This is a genomic window from Pseudomonas sp. BJa5 (genome assembly GCF_030272875.2).
Classification (GTDB): Bacteria; Pseudomonadota; Gammaproteobacteria; order Pseudomonadales; family Pseudomonadaceae; genus Aquipseudomonas.
Genome location: NZ_JALRNG020000026.1, coordinates 19651 through 45720, shown reverse-complemented (window position 1 = coordinate 45720; position 26070 = coordinate 19651). Strand labels below are relative to the sequence as shown.

Annotated in this window: 25 protein-coding genes; 10 read left to right on the top strand and 15 right to left on the bottom strand. The window is 63.6% G+C overall.

All coding sequences use genetic code 11. From position 1 onward, the window contains the following. Positions 1–1020: an AraC family transcriptional regulator gene (locus M2D63_RS15930; RefSeq protein ID WP_285863905.1), complete on the bottom strand. Its 1020-nt coding sequence runs from the start codon at positions 1018–1020 to the stop codon at positions 1–3. Between the two features lie 168 nt (positions 1021–1188). On the opposite strand from M2D63_RS15930, the gene M2D63_RS15925 reads away from it, so the two are divergent. Genes M2D63_RS15925 through M2D63_RS15915 form a run of 3 tightly spaced genes read left to right on the top strand, consistent with a single transcriptional unit; the run spans position 1189 to position 3843 of the window. Further along, the gene (locus tag M2D63_RS15925) at positions 1189–2373 is read left to right on the top strand and encodes an acetyl-CoA C-acyltransferase family protein (protein WP_285863904.1); all 1185 of its coding nucleotides are present in this window, start codon (positions 1189–1191) and stop codon (positions 2371–2373) included. A gap of 15 nt (positions 2374–2388) precedes the next feature. Beyond that, a complete protein-coding gene (locus M2D63_RS15920; RefSeq protein ID WP_285863903.1) occupies positions 2389–3237 on the top strand; it encodes a 3-hydroxybutyryl-CoA dehydrogenase in 849 nt (282 codons plus the stop codon). A gap of 12 nt (positions 3238–3249) precedes the next feature. Further along, positions 3250–3843, top strand: a complete 594-nt coding sequence (locus M2D63_RS15915) for a TetR/AcrR family transcriptional regulator (protein WP_285863902.1) — start codon at positions 3250–3252, stop codon at positions 3841–3843. 1 nt (position 3844) lies between these two features. Here the strand turns inward: M2D63_RS15915 and M2D63_RS15910 are convergent, their stop codons facing one another. From M2D63_RS15910 to M2D63_RS15885, 6 genes are all read right to left on the bottom strand, one after another. Continuing rightward, positions 3845–5197 (bottom strand): phospholipase effector Tle1 domain-containing protein, encoded by a 1353-nt coding sequence (locus tag M2D63_RS15910; protein ID WP_285863901.1) that lies wholly within the window; start codon positions 5195–5197, stop codon positions 3845–3847. A 106-nt stretch (positions 5198–5303) separates the two neighbouring features. Continuing rightward, entirely contained in the window at positions 5304–5681 is a 378-nt protein-coding gene (locus M2D63_RS15905; RefSeq protein ID WP_285863900.1) for a response regulator, read from the bottom strand. 44 nt (positions 5682–5725) lie between these two features. Then, on the bottom strand, positions 5726–6952 hold the full coding sequence (locus M2D63_RS15900; protein ID WP_285863899.1) for a hybrid sensor histidine kinase/response regulator: 1227 nt from the start codon (positions 6950–6952) through the stop codon (positions 5726–5728). After that, the gene (locus M2D63_RS15895; RefSeq protein WP_285863898.1) at positions 6922–7521 is read right to left on the bottom strand and encodes a chemotaxis protein CheB; all 600 of its coding nucleotides are present in this window, start codon (positions 7519–7521) and stop codon (positions 6922–6924) included. Before M2D63_RS15895 ends, M2D63_RS15900 begins: the two co-directional genes overlap by 31 nt. Next, complete coding sequence (locus tag M2D63_RS15890) at positions 7518–8339, bottom strand: protein-glutamate O-methyltransferase CheR (RefSeq protein ID WP_285863897.1); 822 nt, start codon at positions 8337–8339, stop codon at positions 7518–7520. The genes M2D63_RS15895 and M2D63_RS15890 overlap by 4 nt, the downstream gene beginning before the upstream one ends. Then, the gene (locus M2D63_RS15885) at positions 8336–11809 is read right to left on the bottom strand and encodes a response regulator (protein ID WP_285863896.1); all 3474 of its coding nucleotides are present in this window, start codon (positions 11807–11809) and stop codon (positions 8336–8338) included. The genes M2D63_RS15890 and M2D63_RS15885 overlap by 4 nt, the downstream gene beginning before the upstream one ends. A gap of 194 nt (positions 11810–12003) precedes the next feature. Between M2D63_RS15885 and M2D63_RS15880 the strand changes: the two genes are divergently transcribed. Together M2D63_RS15880 and M2D63_RS15875 are read left to right on the top strand one after the other, a co-directional pair. After that, positions 12004–12360, top strand: a complete 357-nt coding sequence (locus M2D63_RS15880) for a response regulator (protein WP_285863895.1) — start codon at positions 12004–12006, stop codon at positions 12358–12360. A gap of 141 nt (positions 12361–12501) precedes the next feature. After that, positions 12502–13821, top strand: a complete 1320-nt coding sequence (locus M2D63_RS15875; protein WP_285863894.1) for a glycosyltransferase — start codon at positions 12502–12504, stop codon at positions 13819–13821. On the opposite strand, the gene cobF is transcribed toward M2D63_RS15875, so the two are convergent. Together cobF and M2D63_RS15865 are read right to left on the bottom strand one after the other, a co-directional pair. Beyond that, positions 13787–14536 (bottom strand): precorrin-6A synthase (deacetylating), encoded by a 750-nt coding sequence (gene cobF, locus M2D63_RS15870; protein WP_285863893.1) that lies wholly within the window; start codon positions 14534–14536, stop codon positions 13787–13789. The genes M2D63_RS15875 and cobF overlap by 35 nt on opposite strands. A gap of 68 nt (positions 14537–14604) precedes the next feature. Further along, entirely contained in the window at positions 14605–15894 is a 1290-nt protein-coding gene (locus tag M2D63_RS15865; RefSeq protein ID WP_285863892.1) for an OprD family porin, read from the bottom strand. A gap of 364 nt (positions 15895–16258) precedes the next feature. Between M2D63_RS15865 and M2D63_RS15860 the strand changes: the two genes are divergently transcribed. Then, entirely contained in the window at positions 16259–16618 is a 360-nt protein-coding gene (locus M2D63_RS15860) for a histone-like nucleoid-structuring protein, MvaT/MvaU family (RefSeq protein ID WP_285863891.1), read from the top strand. Positions 16619–16829: 211 nt separating this feature from the next. Beyond that, positions 16830–17351 carry a lactoylglutathione lyase gene (gloA, locus tag M2D63_RS15855; RefSeq protein ID WP_285863890.1) on the top strand — a complete coding sequence of 174 codons (522 nt, stop codon included), beginning with the start codon at positions 16830–16832 and terminating at the stop codon, positions 17349–17351. A gap of 61 nt (positions 17352–17412) precedes the next feature. Here gloA and M2D63_RS15850 read toward each other — a convergent pair whose 3' ends face one another. Then, the gene (locus M2D63_RS15850) at positions 17413–18816 is read right to left on the bottom strand and encodes a cytosine permease (protein WP_285863889.1); all 1404 of its coding nucleotides are present in this window, start codon (positions 18814–18816) and stop codon (positions 17413–17415) included. Positions 18817–19135: 319 nt separating this feature from the next. Here M2D63_RS15850 and M2D63_RS15845 point away from each other — a divergent pair, with 319 nt between their 5' ends. The 3 genes from M2D63_RS15845 (at position 19136) to M2D63_RS15835 (ending at position 21127) form a co-directional block, all read left to right on the top strand. After that, positions 19136–19621: a flavin reductase family protein gene (locus M2D63_RS15845; protein WP_285863888.1), complete on the top strand. Its 486-nt coding sequence runs from the start codon at positions 19136–19138 to the stop codon at positions 19619–19621. 94 nt (positions 19622–19715) lie between these two features. Continuing rightward, a complete protein-coding gene (locus M2D63_RS15840) occupies positions 19716–20759 on the top strand; it encodes an LLM class flavin-dependent oxidoreductase (RefSeq protein ID WP_285863887.1) in 1044 nt (347 codons plus the stop codon). Positions 20760–20878: 119 nt separating this feature from the next. Then, positions 20879–21127, top strand: coding sequence for a hypothetical protein (locus M2D63_RS15835; RefSeq protein WP_285863886.1), 249 nt, complete (start codon positions 20879–20881; stop codon positions 21125–21127). Between the two features lie 34 nt (positions 21128–21161). Here the strand turns inward: M2D63_RS15835 and M2D63_RS15830 are convergent, their stop codons facing one another. The 5 genes from M2D63_RS15830 to M2D63_RS15810 all read right to left on the bottom strand — a co-directional run bounded on the left by M2D63_RS15830 (position 21162) and on the right by M2D63_RS15810 (position 25998). After that, positions 21162–21377 carry a DUF3079 domain-containing protein gene (locus tag M2D63_RS15830; RefSeq protein ID WP_285863885.1) on the bottom strand — a complete coding sequence of 72 codons (216 nt, stop codon included), beginning with the start codon at positions 21375–21377 and terminating at the stop codon, positions 21162–21164. A gap of 89 nt (positions 21378–21466) precedes the next feature. Beyond that, positions 21467–22657, bottom strand: a complete 1191-nt coding sequence (locus tag M2D63_RS15825) for an NnrS family protein (protein ID WP_285863884.1) — start codon at positions 22655–22657, stop codon at positions 21467–21469. A gap of 29 nt (positions 22658–22686) precedes the next feature. Beyond that, positions 22687–23130, bottom strand: coding sequence for a CopD family copper resistance protein (locus tag M2D63_RS15820; RefSeq protein ID WP_285863883.1), 444 nt, complete (start codon positions 23128–23130; stop codon positions 22687–22689). Between the two features lie 195 nt (positions 23131–23325). Beyond that, positions 23326–24969, bottom strand: coding sequence for an acetolactate synthase large subunit (locus M2D63_RS15815; protein WP_285863882.1), 1644 nt, complete (start codon positions 24967–24969; stop codon positions 23326–23328). Between the two features lie 123 nt (positions 24970–25092). After that, positions 25093–25998: a LysR family transcriptional regulator gene (locus tag M2D63_RS15810; protein WP_285863881.1), complete on the bottom strand. Its 906-nt coding sequence runs from the start codon at positions 25996–25998 to the stop codon at positions 25093–25095. Between the last annotated feature and the right edge of the window lie 72 nt (positions 25999–26070).

The following is a 26070-nucleotide window of genomic DNA, read 5'->3' as shown; positions in this document are numbered from 1 at the left end:
TCACGCCGGGCGCAAGGCGAGCATACGCTGCCGATAGCTGCCCGGACTCTCTCCGGTCCACTTCTTGAAGGCACGATGGAACGCACTGGGTTCCTGGAACCCGGTGCGTTCGGCCACCTCGGCAATGCTCATGTCGGTCGCGCGCAGACACTCGAAGGCCGTCGCCCGACGCACTTCATCCTTGATCTGCTGGTAAGCACGACCTTCCCGTTCCAACTGTCGGCGAAAGCTGCTGGGGCCCAGCCCCTGGCACTCGGCCATGGCATGCAGGGTCGGCCACTGGTCCGGCTCACGTTCCCGCAAGTAACGGTAGACCCTCGCTCCCAGGCCGCTCTGGTTGCGGTAGCGGATCACTAGCCACTGCGGCGCACTGCGCAGGAAGGTCTTGAGGCCGGCCAGGTCCTGGATCACCGGCAGGCGCAGGTAATCAGCGGCAAACTCCAGCTCGGTGACGCCCGCCCCAAGTTGCAGGTTGGGCCCCCACAGCAAGGGGTCGCCCTCCTGTGCCGGACGTGGATCGGCCAGCGCCATGCGGTCGATGACGATGCGCTGCCCACCCAGCCAGCACAACAGGCTGATGACCAGGGCAAGGAAGGTTTCCTCGGCATAGACCCGGGTCAACGGGTCGTCGATGCGCGATTGCAGGCTGATCAGTGCCCGCGCACCCTTGACCGTCAGGGTGGCCCGCAGATCACCCAGGAACAGGGCGAAATTGCCCAGGCACTGGCGCAGGGCCTTTTCCAACGTGGGTTCCTGGATCAGGCCACGGCAGATCAGGGCAAAGCTACCCAGCGGCATGCCATGGCTGTCGAGGTTGAAGAACTCGTCGCCCAGGGCCTGGATCAGCAACAACCAGAGCCGGGCGAAGGCCGTGGCCGGCACCCGCGCCCCCGGCTGGTCGAGCACCCGCGCATCGATGCCGGCCTCGCTGAGCAAGGCTTGCGCCCGCTGCGGCTGGTCACGCAGGGCGTGCAACATGGTATGGACGAAGTAGACCGCGACTGTATCGTGTTCCCGCATTACCGATTCCGCAGGGTGTGGCAAAAAATACCAGGGACAGTGGGCAGTTTTGGCATAGGCCCGGCAGCAGGCTTTGCCTAGACTCGATGACTACCTGAACCTGGCGCGCTGTGCATTCTGGCAGAGCCGGCCACTGTCCCGCCATGCTTTCGCCTATTGGAGCCTTTCATGAATACCCCGGAAATCTACGTAGTCAGCGCCGTCCGTTCGGCCATCGGCACTTTCGGTGGCAGCCTCAAGGACCTGCCCCTGGCGGATCTTGCCAGCACCGTGACCCGCGCCGCCATCGAACGCGCCGGCGTTGCACCCGAGCACATCGGCCACGTAGTGATGGGCAACGTGATCCCGACTGAAACCCGCGACGCCTACCTGGCCCGCGTGGCCGCGATGAACGCCGGCATTCCCAAGGAAACCCCGGCCTTCAATGTCAACCGCCTGTGCGGTTCGGGCCTGCAGGCGATTGTCTCCGCCGCCCAGAGCCTGCTGTTGGGTGAAGCCGAAGTCGTGGTCGCCGCCGGTGCCGAATCCATGAGCCGTGGTCCTTACCTGCTGCCACAGGCCCGTTGGGGTGCACGCATGGGCAACATCCAGGGCGTCGACTACATGCTCGGCATCCTCCACGATCCGTTCGGCAACTTCCACATGGGCATCACCGCGGAAAACGTCGCCGAGCGCAATGGCATCACCCGCGAAATGCAGGATGAGGTGGCCCTGGTCAGCCAGCAACGCGCCGCCCGCGCCATCGCCGAAGGCCGCTTCGCCAGCCAGATCGTGCCGATCGAGGTACCGGCTCGCAAGGGCACCGTGCGTTTTGAGATCGACGAGCACGTGCGTGGCGAGGTAACCGCCGAACAACTGGCCGGCATGAAGCCCGCCTTCAAGAAAGACGGCACCGTCACTGCCGGCAATGCCAGCGGCCTGAACGACGGCGCCGGCGCCCTGGTGCTGGCCACCGGTGACTACGTCAAGCGTCACGGCCTGCGTCCGCTGGCCCGCCTGGTGACCTACGCGCATGCCGGTGTAGAACCCGAGCTGATGGGCCTGGGCCCGGTACCGGCCACCCGCAAGGCGCTGGAAAAGGCCGGCCTGACGGTCGCCGACCTGGACGTCATCGAGTCCAACGAAGCCTTCGCCGCCCAGGCCTGCGCCGTGGCCGGTGAGCTGGGCTTCGACCCCGAGAAGGTCAACCCCAACGGTTCGGGCATTTCCCTGGGCCATCCGGTCGGCGCTACCGGTGCGATCATCGCCACCAAGGCGATCCACGAACTGCAGCGCATCGAAGGCCGCTACGCCCTGGCCACCATGTGCATCGGCGGCGGCCAGGGTATCGCTGTCGTCTTCGAACGCGTGTAAACCAAGGAGCCTTTTGTGAGTATTGAACAGATTGCCGTGATCGGCGCCGGCACCATGGGCAACGGTATCGCCCAGGTGTGCGCGGTAGCCGGTTACCAGGTCACCTTGATCGACGTTTCCGACGCGGCGCTGGAGCGTGGCCTGGCCACCCTGCGCAAGAACCTCGAGCGCCAGGTCAGCAAGCAGACCCTGGCCGCCGAGGATGCCCAGGCGGCCGTGGCCCGGATCCGCACCAGCACCGACTACGCCCAGCTTGCGCAAGCGCAGCTGGTGATCGAAGCAGCGACCGAGAACCTCGAGCTCAAGCAGCGCATCCTCCAGCAGATCGCCGACAGCGTCAGCAGCGACTGCGTGATCGCCACCAACACCTCGTCGCTGTCGATCACCCAGCTGGGCGCGGCGATCAGCCAGCCCGAGCGTTTCATCGGCGTGCATTTCTTCAACCCGGTACCGATGATGGCCCTGGTCGAGATCATTCGCGGCCTGCAGACCAGCGATGCGACCTATGCCGCAGCCCTGGCGCTGACCCAGCAGGTCGGCAAGACTCCGATCAGCGCCGGCAACCGCCCGGGTTTCGTGGTCAACCGCATCCTGGTACCGATGATCAACGAAGCGATCTTCGTCTTCCAGGAAGGCCTGGCCAGTGCCGAAGACATCGACACCGGCATGCGCCTGGGCTGCAACCAGCCGATCGGCCCGCTGGCCCTGGCCGACCTGATCGGTCTGGACACCCTGCTGGCGATCATGGAGGCCTTCCACGACGGCTACAACGACAGCAAGTACCGCCCTGCCCCCCTGCTCAAGGAAATGGTTGCCGCCGGCTACCTGGGACGCAAGAGCGGCCGCGGCTTCTTCACCTACTGAGAGGCATTGCCGATGAACGCCGTTATGCGCTGTGGAAACTTCGAAGAGCGGCGTGACAAGGCCTTGGCGCTCTTCGCCGAGAAGGGTTTTGGCCAGGTCAGCATGCGCGAACTGGCCAGCCACCTGGGCCTGACGGCGGGGTCGTTGTATCACCACTTCCCGAGCAAGCAGGACCTGTTGTACGACTTGATCGAAGAGTTGTACGAGGAACTGCTCGCCTGCCTCAACCAGGGCCGGCGGGCACATCAGCAGACCCTGGTGCAGGTGATCGCCGCGCACTGGGCGCTGCATGCCGAACGCCCGTTGCAGTTCCGCCTGGCCGAGCGTGACCAGTGTTGCCTGAGCCCGGACCAGCAGGCACGCATCGGTCAATTGCGCCAGCAGTACGAAACCGCACTGCTGCGCCTGATCGTGCCCAAGGCCACCCTGCGCGGCGAGGCGCTGCAAGCCACCGCCCATGTCATTGCCAACCTGCTCAACAGCCTGCCCGGCTGGCTGCAGGCTTCGCAACTGCCCCAGGCCCAGGGCCTGGCGCTGATGGAAAGCATGATGCTCGGCGGTATCGAACGGACCTTGCGCGGCGAAAGCCTGAATTCGATGGCCTGAGTCAGGCGTTGTCGTGCCGCATGCGCCGCCCCGTTTCATGGGGGCGGTGGATGTAGACCGCGTCCAGTACATTGCCGGCGGGATGCCGCGCTGCATTCCAGTGGCTTGAGTGGTGGATGTAGCGCTGGCGCAACAACCCTTCCTCCTCTGCGCCAAGCCCTGGCGAGCCGGTATGCCCCAGCGCGAATCCGAGCAGCCTTGTGGCTATGCCCTGCAACGCCTGTGGCGCCTGCAGGGACGGCTGCGTGCCGAGCGCTGCAAACGGCACGTCGTGAGCCATCCCCAGCTCGCGCATCAGCTGCAGGTAGACCCGTGACAACCCACCCTCCACCCAGCGCTCGCCGCGCACCGCAGCGAACACCTGCTTGCAGGGGTAAAGGTCGCGTTTGGGCACATAGGACAAGGCCTGGCTCCAGCTGACAACCTGCGTCTGCAGGTTCCACTGCACCCATTGCGCCTGATTGCGCTGGTGTTCATCCCGGGCCCTGGTGTACGCCTGGCTGTGTTCGTCGGCAAGGCGCAACGCCTGCTCGCAACTGTGCGGCCGGGTCAGCAGCAGGACTTCACGCATACGCGGCAGGTAGCCGCCGCCCACATCCGCATGCGCCCCCGGTACTTCGATATCGTTGTCGGTGCGGGTCAGCGCGAAATTGTGGCGCCACTCGTCCCGGGCAACCAGTTGCACCACCTTTCTGGCGATGCCCGTCGGGAGCGCCAGTTCAAGCCCGGCGTTCCTGTCGTCGGCCGGGCTGAAGTCCGCACGGTGGGCAGCCACCACGGCCGCAACCGTATCGAACAAGCCGATGAAGTTGATCAGCCATGACCGCTTGGGCCCGGGATACAACGCCGAGAACCGGCTGCCGGCCCCTTTGGCCAGATCGTTGGCAAAGTGCCTGGCGGCAGCGGCCCCACGGCTGAAACCGAACAGGTCGAACTCGAGCACATCGATGCGCCGGTCGGGATTGGCCGCCTGCCAGGCGTTCAGCTGGCGAACCAGTTCTTCCTGCGCCCAACGTACCCTGGCACCAATGCCCAGGGCGTGGCGCCCGGTGAGCATGCTCAACGCAGCATCCGGCTCACCTGCCGTCGTACCGATGCCTTGCACATAGACCTTGAGCAGCGGCTCGCCTGCTCGCGCCTGGTACAGCTCGTACAGGCAGGCGACATTGCTCTTGTCGTTGCCATAGCTGTCCTGCGGCGTATTACCCTGCTCGTCGTAGCCCAGGCGGGCACACAGGCACCGTACAGCCTCGGGGGCCGTGCGCAGGTCGAATCCAGGGGCAAAACAGGGGGCCGCCGTGACGCTATTGGCCAGGTTGTTGCCTGTACCGTCGAAAAACACACCCACTCGCATTGCTGCGCTCCCTTTGCTGGTTACAAAGAGAGCTATCGAATGCTTTTGCCGGGGCCCGGGCTATCGGCGCTCGAGGTCAGCCTGCGTGTGAAAGGTCGCCGGGTGCCTAACGCAAAAGTGCCAGGATCTGGTCTCGCAAGGTATCCAGGTCGAAGGGCTTGGCCAGGATCGGCGCCTTGAAGGCGATCGGGCTACCTGACTCGCGGATCTCTGCCGGATAGCCGCTGATAAAGATGACCTTGAGGTCCGGGCGCAGCTTGAGGGCCGGCTCAGCGATCTCGACCCCGGAGATCCCCCCTGGCAGGCGAAAATCGGTAACGATCAGGTCCAGGTGCGGTTTGCTGGCGAGGATTTTGAACGCCTGCTCACCGTCTTCGGCCACCAACACGTGATAACCCTCACTGGCCAGGTAATCTCGCAGCACCATGCGAATCGACGGCTCGTCTTCGACTACCAGCACCACATCCTGCGCATCTTCACTCATACCCACGCCTTATTGTTCAGTCATTCACTAGTACGACCCCGGGCTCAGGCAGAGGTTGCCTGTTGCAGGTCGGTTTCCTCGCGCAACCTGGACAACGGCAGACGCATGGTAAAGGTCGCCCCCTGGCCCTCGGCACTGTTTACACCAAGGCTGCCACCATGGGCCAGTACGATCTGCTCGGCGATGTACAGGCCCAGGCCCAGTCCCGCGCTGCCCGGGGCCGAGGTCACCCGTTCGAACTGCTGGAAAATACGCTGCTGGTCCTGCGCGCTGATGCCGATACCCTGGTCGCGGACCTCGACACAGGCCATGTCGTGCAGGGCGAAGGTGCGCACCTGGATCGGCTTGCCCCTGCCGTATCGCAGGGCATTGGTCATCAGGTTGGCCACCACCTGCTCGATGCGAAACTCATCCCACACCCCCTCCAGCGCGGACTCGGCACAAAAGCCGATGGGCGAATCGGCAGCAGCGGCCTGGGCGGCGAAGTTCTCCACCAGGCCTGCCACCAGCTGGCTCAGGTCGAACTGGCCGGGGCGGATCGACAGCTTGCCCGTGCGAATCCTCGACACATCGAGCATGTCCTCGACCAGGCGGATCAGGCTGTTGATCTGGCGTTCGTCGCGTTCGACCATGGCGCGCAGCTTGTCCAGGGTAAAGGCATCGGCATTGTCCCGGTCCAGGTGCCGCTTGCGCAGCTGGGTTTCCAGGATCAGTCCGTTAAGCGGCGTGCGCACCTCATGGGAAACGATCGACATGAAGTCATCACGCATGCGCACCGCATGTTCCAGCTCCTGGCGCGCCACCTGCAACCGGGCCAGTAGCAGTTCCTGCTCCGCCCGGCTGCGCTCCAGTGCCTGCAACTGCTGGTCCAGCGCCTTGCGCTGGCGAAACAGGTCGACGAATACCGCCACCTTGCTTTTCACCGCATGGTTGTCCAGGGGCTTTTGCAGAAAGTCCACCGCGCCGCTTTCGTAGCCCTTGAAGGCGTAGTTCAGTTCACGCCCGGCGGCACTGACGAAGACGATGGGGATGCTCTTGGTCCTCTCCATGCCGCGCATCAGTTCGGCGAGCTCGAAACCATTCATCCCGGGCATCTGCACATCGACGATGGCCAGGGCAAAGTCGTGTTCAAGCAACAGTGACAGGGCCTGGTCGGCGGACCGGGCCTGGTGCACTTCCCGGTCGCTGCCCTTGACCAGCGCGGCCAGGGCCAGCAGGTTCTCCGGCAGGTCGTCGACGATCAGCAGTTTGGCTTGGAATTGACTTGGCATTCAGGAAGTTCCAGCGTGGCGAGCAATTGCCCGATACCGTTCAACGGCAGTATGTGGTCAGGATGGTGAAAGGCCAGCGCGGCCCTGGGCATGGTGGCGACCTGCGCTTCGCGCGGGTCCTGGACGATGGTCCGCCCCCCCAGCCCCTTGATCCGCGCCAGGCCCCTGGCACCGTCTTCATTGGCACCGGTCAGCAACACCCCGAGCAATGCCGGGCCATAGGCATCGGCAGCCGACTCGAAGAGAACGTCGATCGAGGGCCGGGAAAAATGCACCCGCTCCTCCTGGCTCAGGGAAAAGCTGCGATCCTGCTCCACCGACAGGTGATAACCGGGGCCGGCGAAATAGATCATGCCCGGGGCCACGGGCTGCTTGTCGCAGGCTTCGCACACCGGGCGCCGGAGCCTGCGGCTGAACACCTGGGCCAGGTGACTGTGGCGGTCGTCCGGCAGGTGCAGCACGCACACCAGGGGCACGGCGTAATCCACCGGCAAGGCGTGGAACAGGGTCAGCAAGGCGCTGACGCCGCCCGCCGAGGCACCGAGGGTGACCGCTTCGATGCCGTTCATGACTTGCGGTAGATCCGTTCGGGCTTGGCCAGGGTGTCGAAACGACTGGCATAGGCCGAAAAATCCAGGGTTTCCTTGCTGCCCAGGGTCAGAAAGCCACGGTGGCAAAGCGACTCATGAAACAGTCCGAAGGCGCGGTCCTGCAGGGTTTTGTTGAAGTAGATCAGCACGTTGCGGCAGGACACCAGTTGGGTTTCGGAGAACACGCTGTCGGTGGCCAGGCTGTGGTCGGCAAAGGTCACGTTGTCGCGCAGGCTGCCATCGATAATGGCATTGCCGTAGGCGGCGGTGTAGTACTCGGCGAAGTCGCGCAGGCCACCGGCCTTGCGGTAGTTCTCGGCGTAACCGTGCATGTTCTGCATCGAGTAGATGCCCTGCCTGGCTTTGTCCAGGGAGCTGGGGTTGATGTCGGTGGCGTAGATGATGGTGCGCTCCAGCAGCCCCTCCTCGCGCAGCAGGATCGCCATCGAATAGACCTCTTCGCCGGTGCTGCACCCGGCGATCCAGATCTTCAGCGAGGGCCAGGTGCGCAACAGCGGCACCACCTCGCGGCGAATGGCCAGGAAGTGCTCGGGATCGCGAAACATCTCGCTGACCGGAATGGTCAGCAACTGCAGCAATTGCATGAACATGCCCGGGTCATGCACGACCCGCGCCTGCAAGGCCGAGATGCTGCTGCAGCCGAACTGGCGCACGGCATGCTGGATACGGCGCTTGATCGAAGCACCGGAATAGTCGCGAAAGTCGTAGCTGTAGGTGAGGTAGATGGCCTCGATCAACAGCCGGATCTCGATGTCGGTGTTGCGTTCGATAGTCAAATTCGCTCCAGTTGCGGCAGCCAGACGCGGATCAGCGAGAACAGACGGTTCAGGTCTATGGGTTTGGCCAGATAATCATTGGCGCCGGCCTCCAGGCATCGCTGCTGGTCGTCCTTCATGGCCTTGGCGGTCACGGCGATGATCGGCAGCTTGCGCCAGCGCGGGTCCTGGCGGATCAGGCGGGTGGCTTCATAGCCGTCCATTTCCGGCATCATCACGTCCATCAACACCAGGTCGATGTCCTCAAAGGCTTGCAGCCGCGCGATGGCTTCGCGACCGTTGCGGGCGATCTCCACCACCGCGCCCTTGTGTTCCAGCGCGCTGGTCAAGGCAAAGATATTGCGCACATCGTCGTCGACCAGCAGCAACCTGCGCCCTTCGAAGACCTTGTCGCGACTGCGTGCGGTCTTGAGCATGCGCTGGCGTTCATGGGACAGCGTCGACTCGACCTTGTGCAGGAACAGGGTCACTTCATCGAGCAGGCGCTCCGGCGAGCGGGCGCCCTTGATGATGATCGAGCGCGAGTACTTGAGCAGCTCGGCTTCCTCATCGCGGGTCAGGTTGCGCCCGGTGTAGACGATCACCGGCGGGAAGGCGCGAATATCTTCGGCCGACATGCGCTTGAGCAGTTCGTTGCCGAGCATGTCCGGCAGTTTCAGGTCGATGATCATGCAGTCGTAGACATGCTCGCGCAGCAGGTCCAGGGCCTCCTGGGCCATGCCCACTGCGGTGATCTCGATGTCCTCGTCGCCGATCAGGCGGGCGATGCTGTCGCGCTGCAGCTCGTCGTCTTCGACCAGCAGGATGTGCTTGAGTTTCTGGGTCAGCTTGGCTTCCAGGCGGGCGAACACCGCCTTGAGCTCGTCGCGGCTGGTGGGCTTGACCGCGTAACCGACGGCGCCCAGGTGCATGGCGGCCTCCACCCGGTCCTCGACGGAGATGATGTGCACCGGGATATGCCGGGTGGCGGCCTGCGCCTTGAGCCGCTGCAGCACGGTCAGGCCGGAGTGGTCCGGCAGGCGCATGTCCAGCAGGATCGCATCGGGAATAAAGCCTGCGGCCAGTTCATAGCCCTCGTCGGCCGCCTGGGCGACCAGGCAGCTGTAGCCCAGCTCATGGGCCAGGTCGAACAGGATGCGGGCGAAACCGGGTTCGTCCTCGATCACCAGGATGCAGCGATTACCGAACGGCGCTCGCTCGCGGTCATCGGCAAAGGCTGGCGCCGGGCGCTCGCTGGCTTGCGTACTGGCCGGCGCCTGGTCCTCGGGCACACGGGCCGGCAGTGGCGGCTGATCGATGATCACCGCCGGCACCGGGTCGACGACCGGTTCATAGTGCTGCGGCAGTACCAGGCTGAACACACTGCCCTGGCCCAGGCTGCTCTGGACGTTGATCCGACCACCGAGCAACTGCGCCAGGTCGCGGGAGATCGACAGCCCCAGCCCTGTTCCGCCATAGCGGCGATTGCTGGTGCCATCGACCTGGTGAAAGGCCTCGAAGATGCCCTGTTGCTGCTCGGCGGCAATGCCGATGCCGCTGTCGCGCACCGAAAAGACCATGCCGGTGTCCGCCTGCCAGCCAACAGTCAGGCTGACCTGGCCCTGCTCGGTGAACTTCACGGCGTTGGACAACAGGTTCTTGAGGATCTGCTCCAGGCGCTGGCGATCGGTGTAGAGGGTGGCCGGCACCTGCGGCTCGACGACCACGGCAAAGCCCAGGTGCTTGTCGCTCGCCAGCGGCTCGAACAGGCCACGCAGCCCTTCGACCAGGCGCGCGACCTGGGTGGTCTCGGGGCGCACTTCAAGCTTGCCGGCCTCGACCTTGGCAATGTCGAGGATGTCATTGATCAGGTGCAGCAGGTCATTGCCCGCCGCATGGATCGACTCGGCGAACCTGACCTGCTCCTCGGTCAGGTTCTGCTCGGCGTTCTCGGCCAGCAGCCTGGCCAGGATCAGCGAGCTGTTGAGGGGAGTACGCAGCTCGTGGGACATGTTGGCGAGGAACTCCGACTTGTAGGTACTGGAACGCTGCAACGCCTCGGCGCGCGCCTGCAATTCGACCTGGGCCTGGTTCAGCTCGCTGTTGCGCAGGTCGAGTTCGTCGCGCTGCGCGGCCAGTTGTTCGTTGGTCTGTTCAAGTTCGGCCTGCTGGATCTCCAGGTGCGCCTGGGATTCCTTGAGCACCTGGGACTGCTCTTCCAGCTCTTCGTTGGCGGTCTTCAGTTCTTCCTGTTGCACCTGCAACTCTTCGTTGAGCTGCTGGGTCTCGACCAGCACTTCCTGCAGGCGTTGGCGATAGCGGGCGCTCTCGATGGAGGTGCCGAGGTTGTCGGCCACCCGCTCCAGGAGCTCGATGTCGCGTTCCTCCAGGCGGCGCAGGAAACCCAGTTCGACCACGCCGTTGATCTGCCCGTCGTTACTGGCCGGCACCACCAGCACACTGCGCGGCAGGCCCTCACCGAGCCCGGAGCTGACCTTGAAGTAGTCGTGGGGCACATCGTCCAGACGCAGCAGTCGTCCCTGGCTTACCGCCTGGGCGAGCAGGCCCTCCTGCTCGCCGATCACCTGCTCGCGCGCCTGCTGCTCGCCAGACAATCCATAGCTGGCGACCCGACGCAGGCTCCCGTGCTCGTCACGTACATAGAACGCGGCGACCACGCTGCCCAGGTAGTCGGCAAAAAAACGCAGGGTATTGTTGCCCAGCATCGGCAGGGTCAACTGCCCGAGTACCTGTTCGGCCAGGCGAGTCTGCCCGCTGCGCAGCCAGGCCTGCTGCTCCAGGCGCTGGTTGGCACGTTGCTGGGACTCCAGGCTGTCGGCGTAGCTGGACGACAAGGCCAGCAGGTCACGCCGACCGAGCAGCGCCAGCAAGGCGCTGAGCAAAATGATGAACACCAGGTACACCGAGATCGCCACCAACGTCAGGGTACCGACCTGCTCGTTGCGCGCCACCCGAAACTGCTGCTCCATGCCGATGAAGGCATCGAACTCGCGGCGGATCTCGTCGGTGATGCGCTTGCCCTGGCCATTGCGGATCGGCTCACTGTACTCGCCGTTCTGGCGCCGCAGGGTAATCACCCCGCTGGCAAAGTCGTTCCATTCGCGCTGCAGGCTCATCAGCCGCCGCAGCCGGTCGACCTGCTGGGGATTGTCGGCGACCAGCGCCTGCAAGCTGTTGAGACCGGACAGTACCTTGGGCTTGGCCACCTCGTAGGGTTCGAGAAAGCGCTCATCGCCCGTGATCAGGAAGCCGCGCATGCCGGTTTCCATGTCGATCGACAGTTTCACCGCCTCGTTGGCATTGTTGATCACCCGGTCGGTGTGTTCCACCCACTTGATGGCCGACAACAGGTAGCTGATCACCGCCACGAACACCACGGCGCTGAGCAGGCCCACCCCCAGCGGCAAGGCGATGTTGCGGCTCAGCAGCTTGCGAAAACTGTGCTGATCGATCGAGGCGGGTTGAATCATTGCAGTCCGTCCTGGCAAGTGAATCAAACACAAGAGTGCCATCTTGTCATGAGTCTAAACACCTTTGCGCAATCCGGCGGGGCATTTAGCCAGCATTTGAGACCCGCATCGGCCAATCGTTCCCTGCGCGCGCCCGGCGGGCTATCCTGTCCTGCGTACCGAACTGCAACAGACACCTGCACAGGACCCCAGCCATGCCATCAACTACCCCGCCCTTGCTGGTTGTCGAGGATGACGACATCGTGCGCATGCTGATCGTCGACGTGCTCGAGGAGCTGGGCTACACGGTGGTCGAGGCCGAGAATGCCGCTGCGGCGCTGAAGGTCATTGCCGACCCGGGACAGGCGCTGGCCTTGCTCATGACCGATTACGGCCTGCCTGACATGACCGGCAAGCAATTGGCCGAGAAGGCCCTGCAAATTCGCCCCTCGCTGCCGGTCCTGTTCGCCAGCGGCTATGCCGACAACATCCCCGTACCCCAGGGCATGCACCTGATCGGCAAGCCGTTCAGCATCGATCAGTTGCGCGACAAGGTGCAGAGCATACTGTAGGAGCGGGCGTGTCCCGCGATTGATCTCAGCGCCGCATCGCGGGGCAAGCCCGCTCCCACAGCTGTAGTCGATCGCAGCCTGGCGGCAGCGGCTACGGGGCAATCCCTGTAGAATGGGCGTTTTTGCCAAGGCCCCTCCCCCATGCTCAAGCCCGCCCTCAACGTCCTGGTCATCGGCTATGTCTGGCCCGAGCCGCGCTCGTCGGCAGCCGGCGGGCACATGATGCAGATCCTCGAAAGCTTCGTGCAGCGCGGCTGGCGGGTGACCTTCGGCAGCCCGGCCGCCGTGGGTGAGCACAAGGCGGACCTGGCAAGCCTGGGCATCGCCGAGCAGGCCATCGCCCTCAACGACGAAAGTTTCGACCGCTTCGTCAGCGAACTGGCACCGGATGTGGTGCTGTTCGACCGTTTCATGATGGAAGAGCAGTTCGGCTGGCGGGTGGAAAAGCACTGCCCCGACGCCCTGCGCGTGCTGGAAACCTCCGACCTGCAAAGCCTGCGCGATGCCCGGCACCAGCTACTGCGCAAGCGCCTGATCGAAGGCCTGGACCCCAACGACTTCCGCGACCTGTTCAGCACCTCCGGCCCCGCACTCTATCGGCAGATGGCCGCGGCCGACCTGACCTTGCGCGAACTGGCCGCCATCTACCGCAGCGACCTGTCGCTGATGATCTCCGATGTCGAGATCGATCTGCTGCAGAACGGCTTCGGCGTGCCGGAGCACCTGCTGCACTGGTGCCCGCTGATGGTCGATGTGCCCAGCCAGCCATTCAAGCCGTTTGCCGAACGGGCGAACTTCCTCAGCATCGGCAACTTCCGCCACGCGCCCAACTGGGATGCCGTGCTGTGGATGAAGAACACCCTGTGGCCGATGATCCGCCGCCGCCTGCCCCAGGCCCAGTTGCACATCTACGGCGCCTACACCCCGCCCAAGGCCACCGCCCTGCACAAGCCGGCCGAGGGTTTTCACATCATGAACTGGGCAGAGGATGCCCTGCAGGTGATGAGCGACGCGCGCATTTGCCTGGCGCCGCTGCGCTTTGGTGCCGGGATCAAGGGCAAGCTGACCGATGCCATGCTCTGCGGCACCCCCAGCGTGACCACGCCGATCGGCGCCGAAGCCATGCATGGCGCCCTGCCCTGGCCCGGTGCCGTGGCCAGCACCGGCGAAGCCCTGGCCGAAGCCGCCGCCCTGCTGTACAGCGATGAGGCACGCTGGCGGCAGGCGCAGCAGCAAGGTCTGCAACTGCTCGGTGCCCGTTACGACCGACGCCAGCACAGCACCGCCCTGGTCGAGCGCATCGAATATGCCTTGAGCGACCTGGACCAGCACCGCCTGTTCAACTTCACCGGTGCCATGCTGCGTCACCACCAGCACAAGAGCACCCAGTACATGGCGCAGTGGATCGAAGCCAAGAACCGCCTGGCTACAGCGGTCGACGCAGCAGATAAGTGTCCATGATCCAGCCCTTGCGCCGCCGTGCCTGTTCGCGCTGCTCAAGGATACGCGCCTTGACCTGCAGCAACGGGCCGCTGATGAGGATTTCGTCTGCCGTGCCCAGGTAGGCACCCCAGTAGATGTACAGCTGCGGGTCTTCCAGCCGGGCGAAGGCGCACTGCCCGTCGAGCATCACCACCAGGTTGTCGATGCGTGCCTGCTCGGCCAGTCGCCGCCCCGGCAACAGGGTCAACGGCTCGCCGATGCGGTTCAGGGCGATGCGATGGCGGGCAGCCAGGGCCTGCACGCTGCTGATACCGGGGATGACCTCAAGGTCGAACGCAAGGCCCCGGCCCCGGACCTGATCGAGAATCCGCAGGGTGCTGTCGTACAGGGTCGGCTCGCCCCAGAGCAGGAAGGCGCCGCACTCGCCGTCGGCCAGTTCCCGTTCGATCAGTTCGGCGTACAGCACGGCGCGCTGCCGGTGCCAGTCCTGCACGGCACCGGTATAGTCAGCGGCTCCCGCCTCGCGCCGGGGATCCTCGACACTCACCAGCCGGTAACCCGGCTGGCTGACATGGCGCTCGAGGATCTCCTTGCGCACCTGCAACAGCGCGTTCTTGTCCGCACCCTTGTCGAGGACGAAGAACACCCGGGCACGGTTCAGTGCATCGATGGCTTCGAGGGTGATCTGGCGCGGATTGCCCGGCCCGATCCCGATCAACAGCAGCTGTTTCATTGCAGTTCATTTCCTGCCCAGGCCCGTCGCCATTGTCGACCGGCCGGGCCTGGCAGGCAATGCGCGGCTTACCAGATCGAGAAGTTGTAGCTGACGATGACCCGGGTTTCGTCCATGTCGCGGGCGTACTTCTCATAGTTGCTGCGGAAAGTGGAGTTGCGCAGGCGCACGCTGACATCCTTGAACGTACCGCTCTGCACCTGGTACTTGAACTCGGTGTCGCGTTCCCACTCCTTGCCCTCGTCGAGGCTGCCCGGCACCTTGATGTGATCGCCGTTGATGTAGCGGGTGAAGAAGCTCAGGCCGGGCACGCCCAGGGCCTTGAAATCGTAGTCATAGCGCAGTTGCCAGGAGCGTTCCTGGGCGGCGGCGAAGTCGTTGACCTGGGCGTAGTTGACCAGGTACGGGTTGCTGCCATCCAGGTACGGCATGGAGTTCTCGCCATACATGCGCTGCCAGCCGGCGCTGACCTTGTGGCCACCGAGGCTGTAGCCGAGCATGCCGCTGAAGGCGCGGTGATCGATCTCGCCGGCCCGGGCGTTGCCGATATCGTCACTCTTGATCAGGCGCAGGTCCGCCGACAGGCTGCCGACATCCAGTGGCTGGCTGGCCACCACGCCCAGGAAGTGCTGGCGATAGATGTTTTCCAGCTTGGCCACCTGGTACTGGGCACTGAGTCGATCGTTGAACTTGTAGTCGATCCCGGCCATGTCGAAATGATCGGCGGTGATATCGCAGGCATAGCGCTTGTTCTTGCAATGCACGCGAATATCCTGGCGATCGGTGGAATCACGTGCGGTGTACTTGTCCAGCCGGGCAATGCTGAACTTCAGGTCCTTGATCTCCTCGGAGGTCAGCATGGCGCCCTGGAACATGGTCGGCAACAGACGGCCATCGTTGTATTTGAGCAGTGGCACATCCGGCAACATCGAGCCGTACTTGAGTACGGTCCGGGAATAACGCATTTTCCCGGTCACGCCCAACTTGGCGTATTGGTCCACCGACTCGCGCGGATCGTGACCGCTGGACGGCAACAAGCCGCTGTTGCTGTCCGCCGGGCTGGAATCAAGTTTGACCCCGAGCATGCCCAGGGCATCCACGCCAAAGCCTACGGGGCCCTGGGTGTATCCGGACTGTACATTGAGAATGAAACCCTGCGCCCATTCTTCGCGCTTTGACGCCCCCTGGCTGGAACTGGAGTGGCCATCGCGAAAGTCGCGGTTGAAATAGACATTGCGTGCTTCGAGTTTGGCACTGCTGTCTTCAAGAAAACCGCCGGCCTGAGTCGAAGCGGCAGCCAACATCGCGAGCAGGCCGGCACTGCCGCGCCCGGTGGCGAGAGGGAATGGGGCAAACATGAGAAGCACAATCCGAAAGAATGACAAAAACAACCGGCAACCATCCGAATGCCGGTAATGCGCTCAGCACCAGTGAACACCAATGCTGACCGACCATTCTCTCGCAACCGCTCTAGCACGGGCCATTGGACCATGGTCTAAGGTGAACTGCGAGCAGCTGCCTAGTTATTTCGTGGTAACGCTCAAATAAATAAGAAAGTTCCGTTACCGGGCAATTAAAAGTTACCTGTTTACCCCGTGCCGCTAGACTACTACACTCTTTATTAGTGCAATGTTGTGCCCAACCCGGTGGCGGCTGCGTTAGTCAGGTTGTTTCGCGTTGTTACGCAGGCCGGGCCACTTCCGACATAAAGGAGTGAAGACAGTGTCCAGACTTGCAGAATTTCGTGCTGCCGAAAAAGCGCTTCAAGAACAGATGGCGCAACTGGAGGCACTGAAGAAGGACGCCGGCCTCAAGCGCGAAATCGAGTTCGAGCGCAAACTTACCGAACTGATGAAAGCCTATGACAAGGGCCTGCGTGACATTATTGCCATTCTCGACCCCAAGGCCATGACCAAGGGTGTGGCAGCAGCGCCCAAGACCCGCCGTGCGCGGGTGGTCAAAGTGTATGAAAACCCCCATACCGGCGAGCTGATCGAAACCAAGGGTGGCAACCACCGCGGCCTCAAGGCCTGGAAAGAACAGTACGGGGCCAAGACAGTCGACAGCTGGTTGCGCAAGTGAGGGGTGGCTTCACACTTTTTTCACATCACCTGACTCAGGATGAAGACCGCTAACGGACTAGCGCCCCATGTGCCCGCCACGGCGGGCTTTATTCCTGCGCCTCGCCCTTTGGGCGGGGCGCAATGCATTTGCGCAATCGCTTCAGTTCCGTATCATGGTCCCCTGACTTTTTGCTGGCCTTGCAGTAGCCAGCCCTTCTAGCGGAGTACCCATGAGCCTGAACCCTCTCGACACCCTCCCCGGTGTCACCGCGCAACCGGATGCCGCGACCCGAAACTTCGTCTTCAACCACACCATGCTGCGGGTCAAGGACGTTGCCAAGTCCCTGGACTTCTACACCCGCGTACTGGGTTTTACCCTGGTGGAAAAACGCGACTTCCCCGAAGCCGAGTTCAGCCTGTACTTCCTCGCCCTGGTCGACAAGGCGCAGGTTCCGGCCGATGCCGCCCAGCGCACCGAGTGGATGAAATCCATCCCCGGCATCCTTGAGCTGACCCACAACCACGGCACGGAAAACCAGGCCGACTTCGCCTACCACAACGGCAACACCGACCCACGCGGCTTCGGCCACATCTGCATCTCGGTGCCGGATATCCGCGCGGCCTGCGAGCGCTTCGAACAACTGGGCGTAACCTTCCAGAAGCGCCTGAGCGACGGCCGCATGAAACACCTGGCGTTCATCAAGGACCCGGACGACTACTGGGTCGAGATCATCCAGCCCACCGAGTTCTAAGCAGTGAATCGCGGGGCAAGCCCGCCCCTACCCTGTAGGAGCGGGCTTGCCCCGCGATCGATCACTCACCGAATTGCCAGGCCGAATGAGCCACCTGCTCCCTGCCACGGGTCGCCAGGCAGTAATACAGCGGGCACGTCACCAGCAACCCCACCAGCCACGACAGGTCTGCCCCTTCCACCAGGTTGGCGTACGGGCCGACGTACAACGATGTGTTGGCAAACGGCAACTGCACCAGGATGCCGCAGGCGTAAGCGATGATCGCATGGGCGTTGAAACGTCCGTAGATGCCGCCATCTGCGCGAAAAATCGAGGCAATGTCGTAGCGACCGCGCTTGATCAGGTAAAAGTCGATCAGGTTGATCGACGCCCAGGGCACCAGCACCAGCAGCAAGGCCAGGATCAGGCCGATGAAGTGCGAGATGAAGTCCGCCGAGGCGCTCAGGGCCACCAGGCAGCAACCCAGCAGAATCACACTGGCCAGCACCACCCGCACCTTGATGCTCGGCGTCCAGGTACTGGCGAAGGTCTGGATCGAGGTCACGATCGAAAGCACCGCGCCGTACAGGTTCAAGGCGTTGTGGCTGATGATGTTGAGCAGGAACAGCACCATCAGGATCGGCCCCAGCCAGCCGGTGGCTTGCTCCACCGCGGCCATGGCTTCAGTACCTTCAGGCACCGCCAGCACCGCGACCGCGCCAAAGCTGAAGGACAGGATGGTCCCCAGGGTGGCGCCGAAGTAGGTTGCCCAGAATGGCCGGGCAATGCCGACTTCCCGCGGCAGGTAGCGTGAATAGTCCGAGACGTAGGGCGAGAAGCTGATCTGCCAGATCACGCCCAGCGACAGGGTCGCGACCCAGCCCGACAGGTTGAAGCCGCCGCGGCTCAAGAAGTCGGCCGGCAACTCCTGGGCGAACATCATCACAAAGCCTGCCAGCAAGGCCGCGCCCATCACCCAGGTACCGATGCGGTTGAGGGTGTGGATGAAGCGGTAGCCGATCACCCCAATCGCCGTGGCGCTCAGCGCACCGAGGATGATCGCCGCCGGCATCGGCACACTTGGCGCAATGCCATGAATCGACTTGCCGGCCAGGACGATGTTGGAAATAAAGAAGCCGACATAGATAACCGCCGCGAAGAACACGATCAGCAACGCACCAAAGCGCCCGAACTGGCCGCGACTCTGGACCATCTGCGGAATGCCCATCTGCGGCCCCTGGGCCGAGGCCAGGGCGATGACGATACCGCCCAGCAGGTGGCCCAGGACAATGGCCAGCATCCCCCAGGCCAGGTTCAGGTGAAACACCTGCACCACCATGGCGCCGGTCACGATCGGCAGCGGTGCGATGTTGGTGCTGAACCACAAGGTGAACAGATCGCGCGCCCGGCCATGGCGTTCGGCGGGCGGGACGTAATCGACCGTATGGTTCTCGATCAACTGGTGTTGCGAAGACGGCTGGGACATGGGCAATAAGCTCGAAAGGTTCTGTTTTTATCTTTGTAGGAAACCGCCGCGGAGTGCTCGTAGTGGCCTCTCAGCTGCGCACCATATTATGGTATTCCAACATTTCCACAAGACTGAACCGCTTGTTTTGCCTGCATCTGATCTGTTTTTTACCTACACGACACAACTAGATTTCGCCTTGAAGCCCAGTAATCACAGGGCTTTCTCCCGCTCATCGGGTTGCTCGGCCAGGACAAAATAGCACTTGCAATCTAGGTATTACGGTATACCATCAGACACACAAGCCAAGAACAGCGGCCCGACGCCGCGAGGAACAACCATGATCGACGCAACCGTCTACAAGAACGTCCTGGGCTCCTTCCCTTCCGGCGTCACCGTGATCACCACCCTGGACGATGACGGCCAGGTGGTCGGCCTCACCGCCAGCGCCTTCAGTTCGCTGTCCATGGATCCGCCGCTGGTGCTGTTCTGCCCCAACTACAGCTCCGACTCCTACCCGGTGCTGATCCGCAACAAGCGCTTCGCCATCCACCTGCTGTCCGGCGCCCAACAGGCCGAAGCCTACGCCTTCGCCCGCAAGGGCAAGGACAAGGCCCAGGGCATCGCCTGGACCCTGAGCGCGCTGGGCAACCCCGTGCTGGCCGGTGCCACGGCAATCATCGAGTGCGAACTGTGGCGCGAGTATGAAGGTGGCGACCACGCCATCATGGTCGGCGCCGTGCAGAACCTGATCGTCCCCGAGCAGGCGCCCAGCCCGCTGGTGTACTGCCGGGGCAAGATGGCCGAACTGCCGGCCTTCGCCTGAGGCCCACTATCCTTACGACAGGCGCAGGTCGCCGGTCGAGCGTCACACCGCCTGATCCGACAGGCGACCCACAACAAGATCCGAGGAAAGCGTCATGAAATTTTCGTTGTTCGTACACATGGAACGTTGGGATGAACAGGTCAGCCACCACCAGCTGTTCGAAGACCTCACCGAACTGACCCTGATGGCCGAAAACGGCGGTTTCAGCACCGTATGGATCGGCGAGCACCACGCCATGGAATACACCATTTCGCCCAGCCCCATGCCATTGCTGGCGTACCTGGCGGCACGCACCCACACCATCCACCTGGGCGCCGGCACCATCATCGCGCCGTTCTGGCACCCGCTGCGGGTGGCCGGCGAATGCGCCCTGCTCGACGTGATCAGCAACGGCCGCATGGAAGTGGGCCTGGCCCGTGGCGCCTACCAGTTCGAGTTCGACCGCATGGCCGGTGGCATGCCCGCCTCCGAGGGTGGCCAGGCCCTGCGCGAGATGGTGCCGGTGGTCCGCGCCCTGTGGCAGGGCGACTACGCCCATGACGGCGAAATCTGGAAGTTCCCCACCTCCACCTGCGTACCCAAGCCGATACAGAAGCCCATGCCACCGATGTGGATCGCTGCCCGCGACCCCGACTCGCACAACTTTGCGGTCAAGCACGGCTGCAATGTCATGGTCACCCCGCTGATGAAGGGTGATGAAGAAGTGCTGGACCTGAAGAACAAGTTCGAAGCCGCCCTGGCCAACAACCCCGACGTGCCGCGCCCGCAGCTGATGGTGCTGCGCCACACCCACGTGCACAGCCCTGAAGACAGCGACGGCTGGAAAGTCGGCGCCCAGGCCATCTCGCGCTTCTACCGCACCTTCGACGCCTGGTTCGGCAACAAGCAGGTGCCGGTCAACGGTTTCCTCGCGCCAAGCCCGGAAGAGAAATTCAAGGAGCGCCCCGAGTTCGAACTGGAGAACATCCGCAAGAACACCATGATCGGCACGCCTGAAGAGATCATTGCGCGTATTCGCTACTACCAGGAACTGGGCGTGGACGAGTTCAGCTTCTGGTGCGACAACAGCCTGCCCCATGCCGAGAAGAAAAAGTCGCTGGAGTTATTCATCAAGCAGGTGGTACCCGCCTTCAGCTGACCCTCGACGTTCGTCGGCCCGGGGCGTCCCGGGCCGGTGCTGTGGTATACCCGAGGGAGCAGCCCAGCCTGCACCCTGAGCGAGGATACCTTCGATACCACAGCAGCGAGGTCAGGACGATGAGAACCCTGCAATGCGTGCATCGCGAGCACACCATCACCGCCAGCGTCGAAACCCATGACGGCATCCCTACCCCCTTTGCCGCCGGATGCCTGATCACCGACCCCGAAGGCCATACCAGCAGGCGCCTGTCGCTGCCGTTGAACATGGCGTTCCTGGCCGACCTTGAAAACGCCCAGCATGCCTCACTGGCCCATGGCAAATGGCTGGTCGACCAGCAACTCGACAGGCACCAGCAGCTGTTCTGAAAGAACGCCAGCGCCCCCGCGTCTCGGGCCCGACCTAGCCGGGCCCGACCTTTACCTCCGACGCCTTGACGGGCGGCGGCTCGATCTGCCAATCGCCGTGCAGGTACCAATCGTCACCCAGCATTTCAGCAGGATGCATGGTCCGGTCAGCGCCGTTGCCGCATGCCAGGGCATTGCTCGCACAGTAGCGATCGCACCCCCAGCAGATGCGTTCAGGGTGACTGGGGTTGATGGGAAAGGGCTTGGCCATGATGACCTCCCGCTTATCGATAAGGGCCTGTTCACCCTAACCCTGCTTCGGTGGGTGAGCGTTGACGCATATCAACACCCTGCCGGCCTCTAACCCGGATGCCCGTCGACCCGGGCACGCAGCAGCATTGGCCCGTAGCGCCAGATGAACAAGGCAAAGGCCAGGGCCCAGCACCCCCCCGCCAGCCACAAGCCGGCCTGGGCCGCCCACGGCACCAGCACGACCCGGGCAAGCGCCGCCAGATTGAGCAGGATAAAGGCCAGGGTCATCCCCGCCGGCGGCTCCAGGGCGCGTCCGGTATGGCCCAGGCTGACCCGGGCGACCATGGCCAGGATCAAGCCCGCCATGGCCCCGACACTCAGACAATGCAGCGCCAGGCTGGGGTTGAGCGCCACGCCGAAGTGCCACAGGGCCATGCCCAGGCAGGCCAGCAGCATCCAGCCATAGGCCAGGTGCAACGACCACAGCAACGGCACCCGCCACAGGCCGCGATCATGCCAGCGCCACAAGCGCAGGCCGTGGCCTGCCGCCAACAGGGCAAACAGCACGCCGCACAAGGGATTGACCGAAAAGCCAAGGCCGGCGGCATACAGCAGCGCGACCAGCAGCGAACCTGCCAGCAAGGCACGATCCAGCCACGGCCAGGGCGCCACCGATTCGCTGCGCCCCAGGCCGCGCTGGGTGAAGAACGGAATCACCCGCCCACCGATCAGCGTCATCATCGCCGCCACCAGCCACAGGCCGCTGAATACAGCCTGGCGCTGCCAGCCGTCGTGCCCCTGCACCAGCCCGTACATCGCCAGCGCATCCGCGGCAATCAGCAACGATAGCACCAGCACCACCGGGTAATTGCGTTTCTGCCGCACCCGCCACAGCATGGCGGCCATCAACCAGGCCACGGCCACGGGAAAACCCAGCTCCAGTGGCACCAGCAGCGGCCAGGGCAGATTGGCCAGCCAGGCGACCCTTGCAGCCAGCCAGAGCAGTGCCAGGGCGGCCAGTGGCGCGCCGCTCAGGCCCGGCTGGCTGGTCCAGGTCTGTACCGCCGTCAGGAGGAAACCGGCAATGATCGCCAGGCCGAAGCCGAACAGCAGTTCATGGCGATGCCAGGCCAGCCAGCCGCCGGCCGGCTGCCAGTCGCCCAGCGAGCCCTGCAGGGCCGCCAGCCACAACGGCACCGCCAGCAGCGCCAGCGCGCAACCGCCCAGAAAGAAAGGACGAAACGCCAGGCGCAGCAACGGCATGATGGCCAGCGCTTTACGGCGGTCGAGCACTTGCATGACCTCACTCCTCTACCTGCGCTGCGCGCTCACCAACTGAGATAGAACATCGCCTTGGCCAACAGCAGGATCACCACCATGTGCATGAACACACTGATGTGGATGTACTTCACTCGTGCGGCCGTCATACGCCCGCGCCTGAACCACAGCATGGCCGCAAGAAAGTGCCCCAGCACGCTGAACGCGACAATGATCTTCAGCAACAGCAAGGTACCGAACGATGACTGCAGTGGCGCCGCCAGCACCGGCAGGTAGCGCACCCAGACCATCCCCAATCCGGCACCGAACAACACCAGCAGCACCCAGGGCATCAACTGGCGGGCGCGTTGGCCGATGGCCTGTTCGAGCAACAGCATGAGCCGGGGCGGCAGTTGCCGGGCGATGCTGCGCAGGAACAGCACTTCGAAGAACACCGTGCCGATGAAGATCACCGCGGCGAACAGGTGCAGGGTCAAGAACAGAGGATAGAGCATGGGACCCTCGAAGCACCTGAGGTGGAGGTTGCTTGCAGCTTAGCGAGTGCGCCGGCCAGCCTGCTTGACGCCAATCAACAAAGCCGGACAACGCCGGTGCTTTTCCACGCAAACGAAAAAAGGACCCGTAGGTCCTTTTTTCGTGGCTGGCGGCCCACTGCCCTGCCGCCAGCCGGTTACGCACGTTTACGCGACTTAAACCGCAGCGCTACGTTGGCGCAGCTCCAGATTCAGAATCCGGTCGTTCTCGCTGTAATCCACCGGGCAGTCGATCACATGCACACCCGGGGTCTTGATGCAGTGCTCCAGCAGCGGCAGGAAGCCCTCGGCGCTTTCCACCCGATGGCCCTTGGCACCATAGGCTTCGGCATATTTGACGAAGTCCGGGTTGCCGTAGTCCAGGCCGAAATCGGTGAAGCCCATGTTCGCCTGCTTCCAGCGGATCATGCCGTAGCCGTCGTCACGCAGGATCACCACGGTCAGGTGCATGCCCAGACGCACGGCCGTTTCCAGCTCCTGGCTGTTCATCATGAAGCCGCCATCGCCACACACCGAGACCACCGGACGATCCGGGTACACCAGGTGCGACGCCATGGCCGACGGCAAGCCGGCGCCCATGGTCGCCAGGGCGTTGTCCAGCAGCACGGTGTTGGGCTTGTGCGCCTTGTAGTTACGGGCGAACCAGATCTTGTAGATGCCGTTGTCCAGGGCCACGATGCCTTCGGACGGCAGCGCGCGGCGGATGTCGGCGACCAGGCGTTGCGGGTACACCGGGAAACGGTCGTCGTCGGCGCCTTCGGCGATCTGCGCTTCGTTGGCTTCGCGGATGGCCAGCAGGCGGGTGAAGTCCCAGTGGCTGGTATCGGTCAGCGCCTCGCTGATCTGCCACACGGCGTTGGCGATGTCGCCGATCACTTCCACCTGCGGGAAGTACACCGCATCCACCTCCGCCGAGCGGAAGCTCACGTGGATCACTTCGGTACCGCCGCGCACCATGAAGAACGGCGGTTTCTCGATCACATCATGGCCGATGTTGACGATCAGGTCGGCGGCTTCAACCGCACGATGCACGAAATCACCGGAGGACAGCGCAGCGTTGCCCAGGAAACGCGGGTGGCGCTCGTCGACCACACCCTTACCCATCTGGGTGGTGATGAACGGGATGCCGGTCTTGTCGATCAGTTGCTTGAGGACCTTGGCGGTCATCTTGCGGTTGGCGCCAGCGCCGATCACCAGGATCGGATTGCGGGCGTTCTTCAATTTCTCGACAGCGGCTTCGATGGCCACGTGCTCGGCCAGCGGACGGCGGTGCAGGCTACGCGGAATCGGCAGCATGTCAGTCTGTTCGGCGGCGATGTCTTCCGGCAGCTCCAGGTGCACGGCACCGGGTTTTTCTTCTTCGGCCAGGCGGAAGGCTTCGCGCATGCGCGCCGGGATGTTGTCGGCCGAGGCGAACTGGTGGGTGTACTTGGTGATGGGGGCCATCATGCCGCACACGTCGATGATCTGGAAGCGGCCCTGCTTGGACTTCTTGATCGGCTTCTGCCCGGTAATCATCATCATCGGCATGCCGCCCAGGTAGGCATAGGCGCTGGCGGTCACCAGGTTGGTGGCGCCAGGGCCGAGGGTCGACAGGCTGACGCCGGTCTTGCCGGTCAGGCGGCCGTAGGTGGCGGCCATGAAGCCCGCGGACTGCTCGTGGCGGGTCAGCACCAGCTTGATCTGCGACTTGCGCAGGGACTCGAGCAGGTCGAGGTTTTCCTCACCAGGAATGCCGAATACATACTCGACACCTTCGTTTTCCAGGCATTGCACAACGACATCAGCGGCCTTGGCCATCTTGCTTGTCACCTTCTTGGGGTTTGTCTTGAGTTCAGGGGCTTTGGCAACCCAAATCGCGGGACAAGCCCGCCAGCGTTAACGTAACGCACTGGGATCGATACGAACAGCACCGATCCGTCCTCACCCCAGCCGCGGCAATGCAGCAACGGCCTCATGAAGTGCGTCGAACACCACCCTGACTCGCGCGGGCACGGGGCCGCGCTGCGGACGGTAGACATACAGGCCCCAGGGCGTCGACTCTTCGTGTGACAAGACCTGCACAAGCTTGCCGCTGGCCAGATGGGGGGCAACCATGTAATCCGCCAACTGGGCAAAGCCGACCCCGGCCAGTACCGCCCCCATTTCCATGTCGGCATCGTCGGCGACAAACGCCTGTGACGCCGGCGTCCACTGTCGCCCCGCCTTGAAATACCAGGGCCATGGCCGACCGGTGTTGATGTCCAGGGACGCAGTGACCGGCAGGCCCGCCAAGTCCTCCACGCGCTCCGGTGCACCCACGCGCGCGATCAGGCCCGGGGCCGCGACAACGGGAAGCCGCATGCGACTCGCCTGGCGCGCCACGAAGCGGCTGTCATGCAGAAACCCCACCCTGATGCCCACATCGATCTGCTCATCGACCACGGCGCTCAGTCGATCAGACAGCCGCACGTCCAGGGTGATGCCCAGGTGCTGCGCAGCAACGCGCTCCAGCGCCGGCAACACCGCACGGTTGCCGAGGCTGTGCGGCGCGCTGACCCTTACCGTACCGCCCACGCACACCTCCTGCCCCACGCCAGGCGGGCGCCACACCTCATCGAACTGGTCGAGCGCCGGTCGCAGCCGCGCCAACAGCCCCTCACCGAAGGCGGTGATCCGTACCTGACGCGTGTTGCGGTGAAACAGCAGTTCGCCAAAGTGCCGCTCCAGGCGTTGTATGGCCCGCGTGACGCCCTGGGGAGAAGTCCCCAGGCGCACGGCCGCCTCACGGAAGCTGTCGTGTTCGGCAGCGGTGCGAAAGATACGCAGGAGTTCCAGTTCGTTGTTCATGAAGACCTGTCACGGGTACGGATAGACCATGATAATTCCATATTGAGGAATAATAAAATCCATACAATTCCA

Excerpts from the sequence above, each read along its gene's own strand:
- M2D63_RS15930 (WP_285863905.1), bottom strand. The coding sequence starts at position 1,020 with ATGCGGGAACACGATACAGTCGCGGTCTACTTCGTCCATACCATGTTG.
- M2D63_RS15925 (WP_285863904.1), top strand. The coding sequence starts at position 1,189 with ATGAATACCCCGGAAATCTACGTAGTCAGCGCCGTCCGTTCGGCCATC.
- M2D63_RS15915 (WP_285863902.1), top strand. The coding sequence starts at position 3,250 with ATGAACGCCGTTATGCGCTGTGGAAACTTCGAAGAGCGGCGTGACAAG.
- M2D63_RS15910 (WP_285863901.1), bottom strand. The coding sequence starts at position 5,197 with ATGCGAGTGGGTGTGTTTTTCGACGGTACAGGCAACAACCTGGCCAAT.
- M2D63_RS15905 (WP_285863900.1), bottom strand. The coding sequence starts at position 5,681 with ATGAGTGAAGATGCGCAGGATGTGGTGCTGGTAGTCGAAGACGAGCCG.
- M2D63_RS15900 (WP_285863899.1), bottom strand. The coding sequence starts at position 6,952 with ATGCCAAGTCAATTCCAAGCCAAACTGCTGATCGTCGACGACCTGCCG.
- M2D63_RS15895 (WP_285863898.1), bottom strand. The coding sequence starts at position 7,521 with ATGAACGGCATCGAAGCGGTCACCCTCGGTGCCTCGGCGGGCGGCGTC.
- M2D63_RS15885 (WP_285863896.1), bottom strand. The coding sequence starts at position 11,809 with ATGATTCAACCCGCCTCGATCGATCAGCACAGTTTTCGCAAGCTGCTG.
- M2D63_RS15880 (WP_285863895.1), top strand. The coding sequence starts at position 12,004 with ATGCCATCAACTACCCCGCCCTTGCTGGTTGTCGAGGATGACGACATC.
- M2D63_RS15875 (WP_285863894.1), top strand. The coding sequence starts at position 12,502 with ATGCTCAAGCCCGCCCTCAACGTCCTGGTCATCGGCTATGTCTGGCCC.
- cobF (WP_285863893.1), bottom strand. The coding sequence starts at position 14,536 with ATGAAACAGCTGCTGTTGATCGGGATCGGGCCGGGCAATCCGCGCCAG.
- M2D63_RS15865 (WP_285863892.1), bottom strand. The coding sequence starts at position 15,894 with ATGTTTGCCCCATTCCCTCTCGCCACCGGGCGCGGCAGTGCCGGCCTG.
- gloA (WP_285863890.1), top strand. The coding sequence starts at position 16,830 with ATGAGCCTGAACCCTCTCGACACCCTCCCCGGTGTCACCGCGCAACCG.
- M2D63_RS15850 (WP_285863889.1), bottom strand. The coding sequence starts at position 18,816 with ATGTCCCAGCCGTCTTCGCAACACCAGTTGATCGAGAACCATACGGTC.
- M2D63_RS15845 (WP_285863888.1), top strand. The coding sequence starts at position 19,136 with ATGATCGACGCAACCGTCTACAAGAACGTCCTGGGCTCCTTCCCTTCC.
- M2D63_RS15840 (WP_285863887.1), top strand. The coding sequence starts at position 19,716 with ATGAAATTTTCGTTGTTCGTACACATGGAACGTTGGGATGAACAGGTC.
- M2D63_RS15835 (WP_285863886.1), top strand. The coding sequence starts at position 20,879 with ATGAGAACCCTGCAATGCGTGCATCGCGAGCACACCATCACCGCCAGC.
- M2D63_RS15830 (WP_285863885.1), bottom strand. The coding sequence starts at position 21,377 with ATGGCCAAGCCCTTTCCCATCAACCCCAGTCACCCTGAACGCATCTGC.
- M2D63_RS15825 (WP_285863884.1), bottom strand. The coding sequence starts at position 22,657 with ATGCAAGTGCTCGACCGCCGTAAAGCGCTGGCCATCATGCCGTTGCTG.
- M2D63_RS15820 (WP_285863883.1), bottom strand. The coding sequence starts at position 23,130 with ATGCTCTATCCTCTGTTCTTGACCCTGCACCTGTTCGCCGCGGTGATC.
- M2D63_RS15815 (WP_285863882.1), bottom strand. The coding sequence starts at position 24,969 with ATGGCCAAGGCCGCTGATGTCGTTGTGCAATGCCTGGAAAACGAAGGT.
- M2D63_RS15810 (WP_285863881.1), bottom strand. The coding sequence starts at position 25,998 with ATGAACAACGAACTGGAACTCCTGCGTATCTTTCGCACCGCTGCCGAA.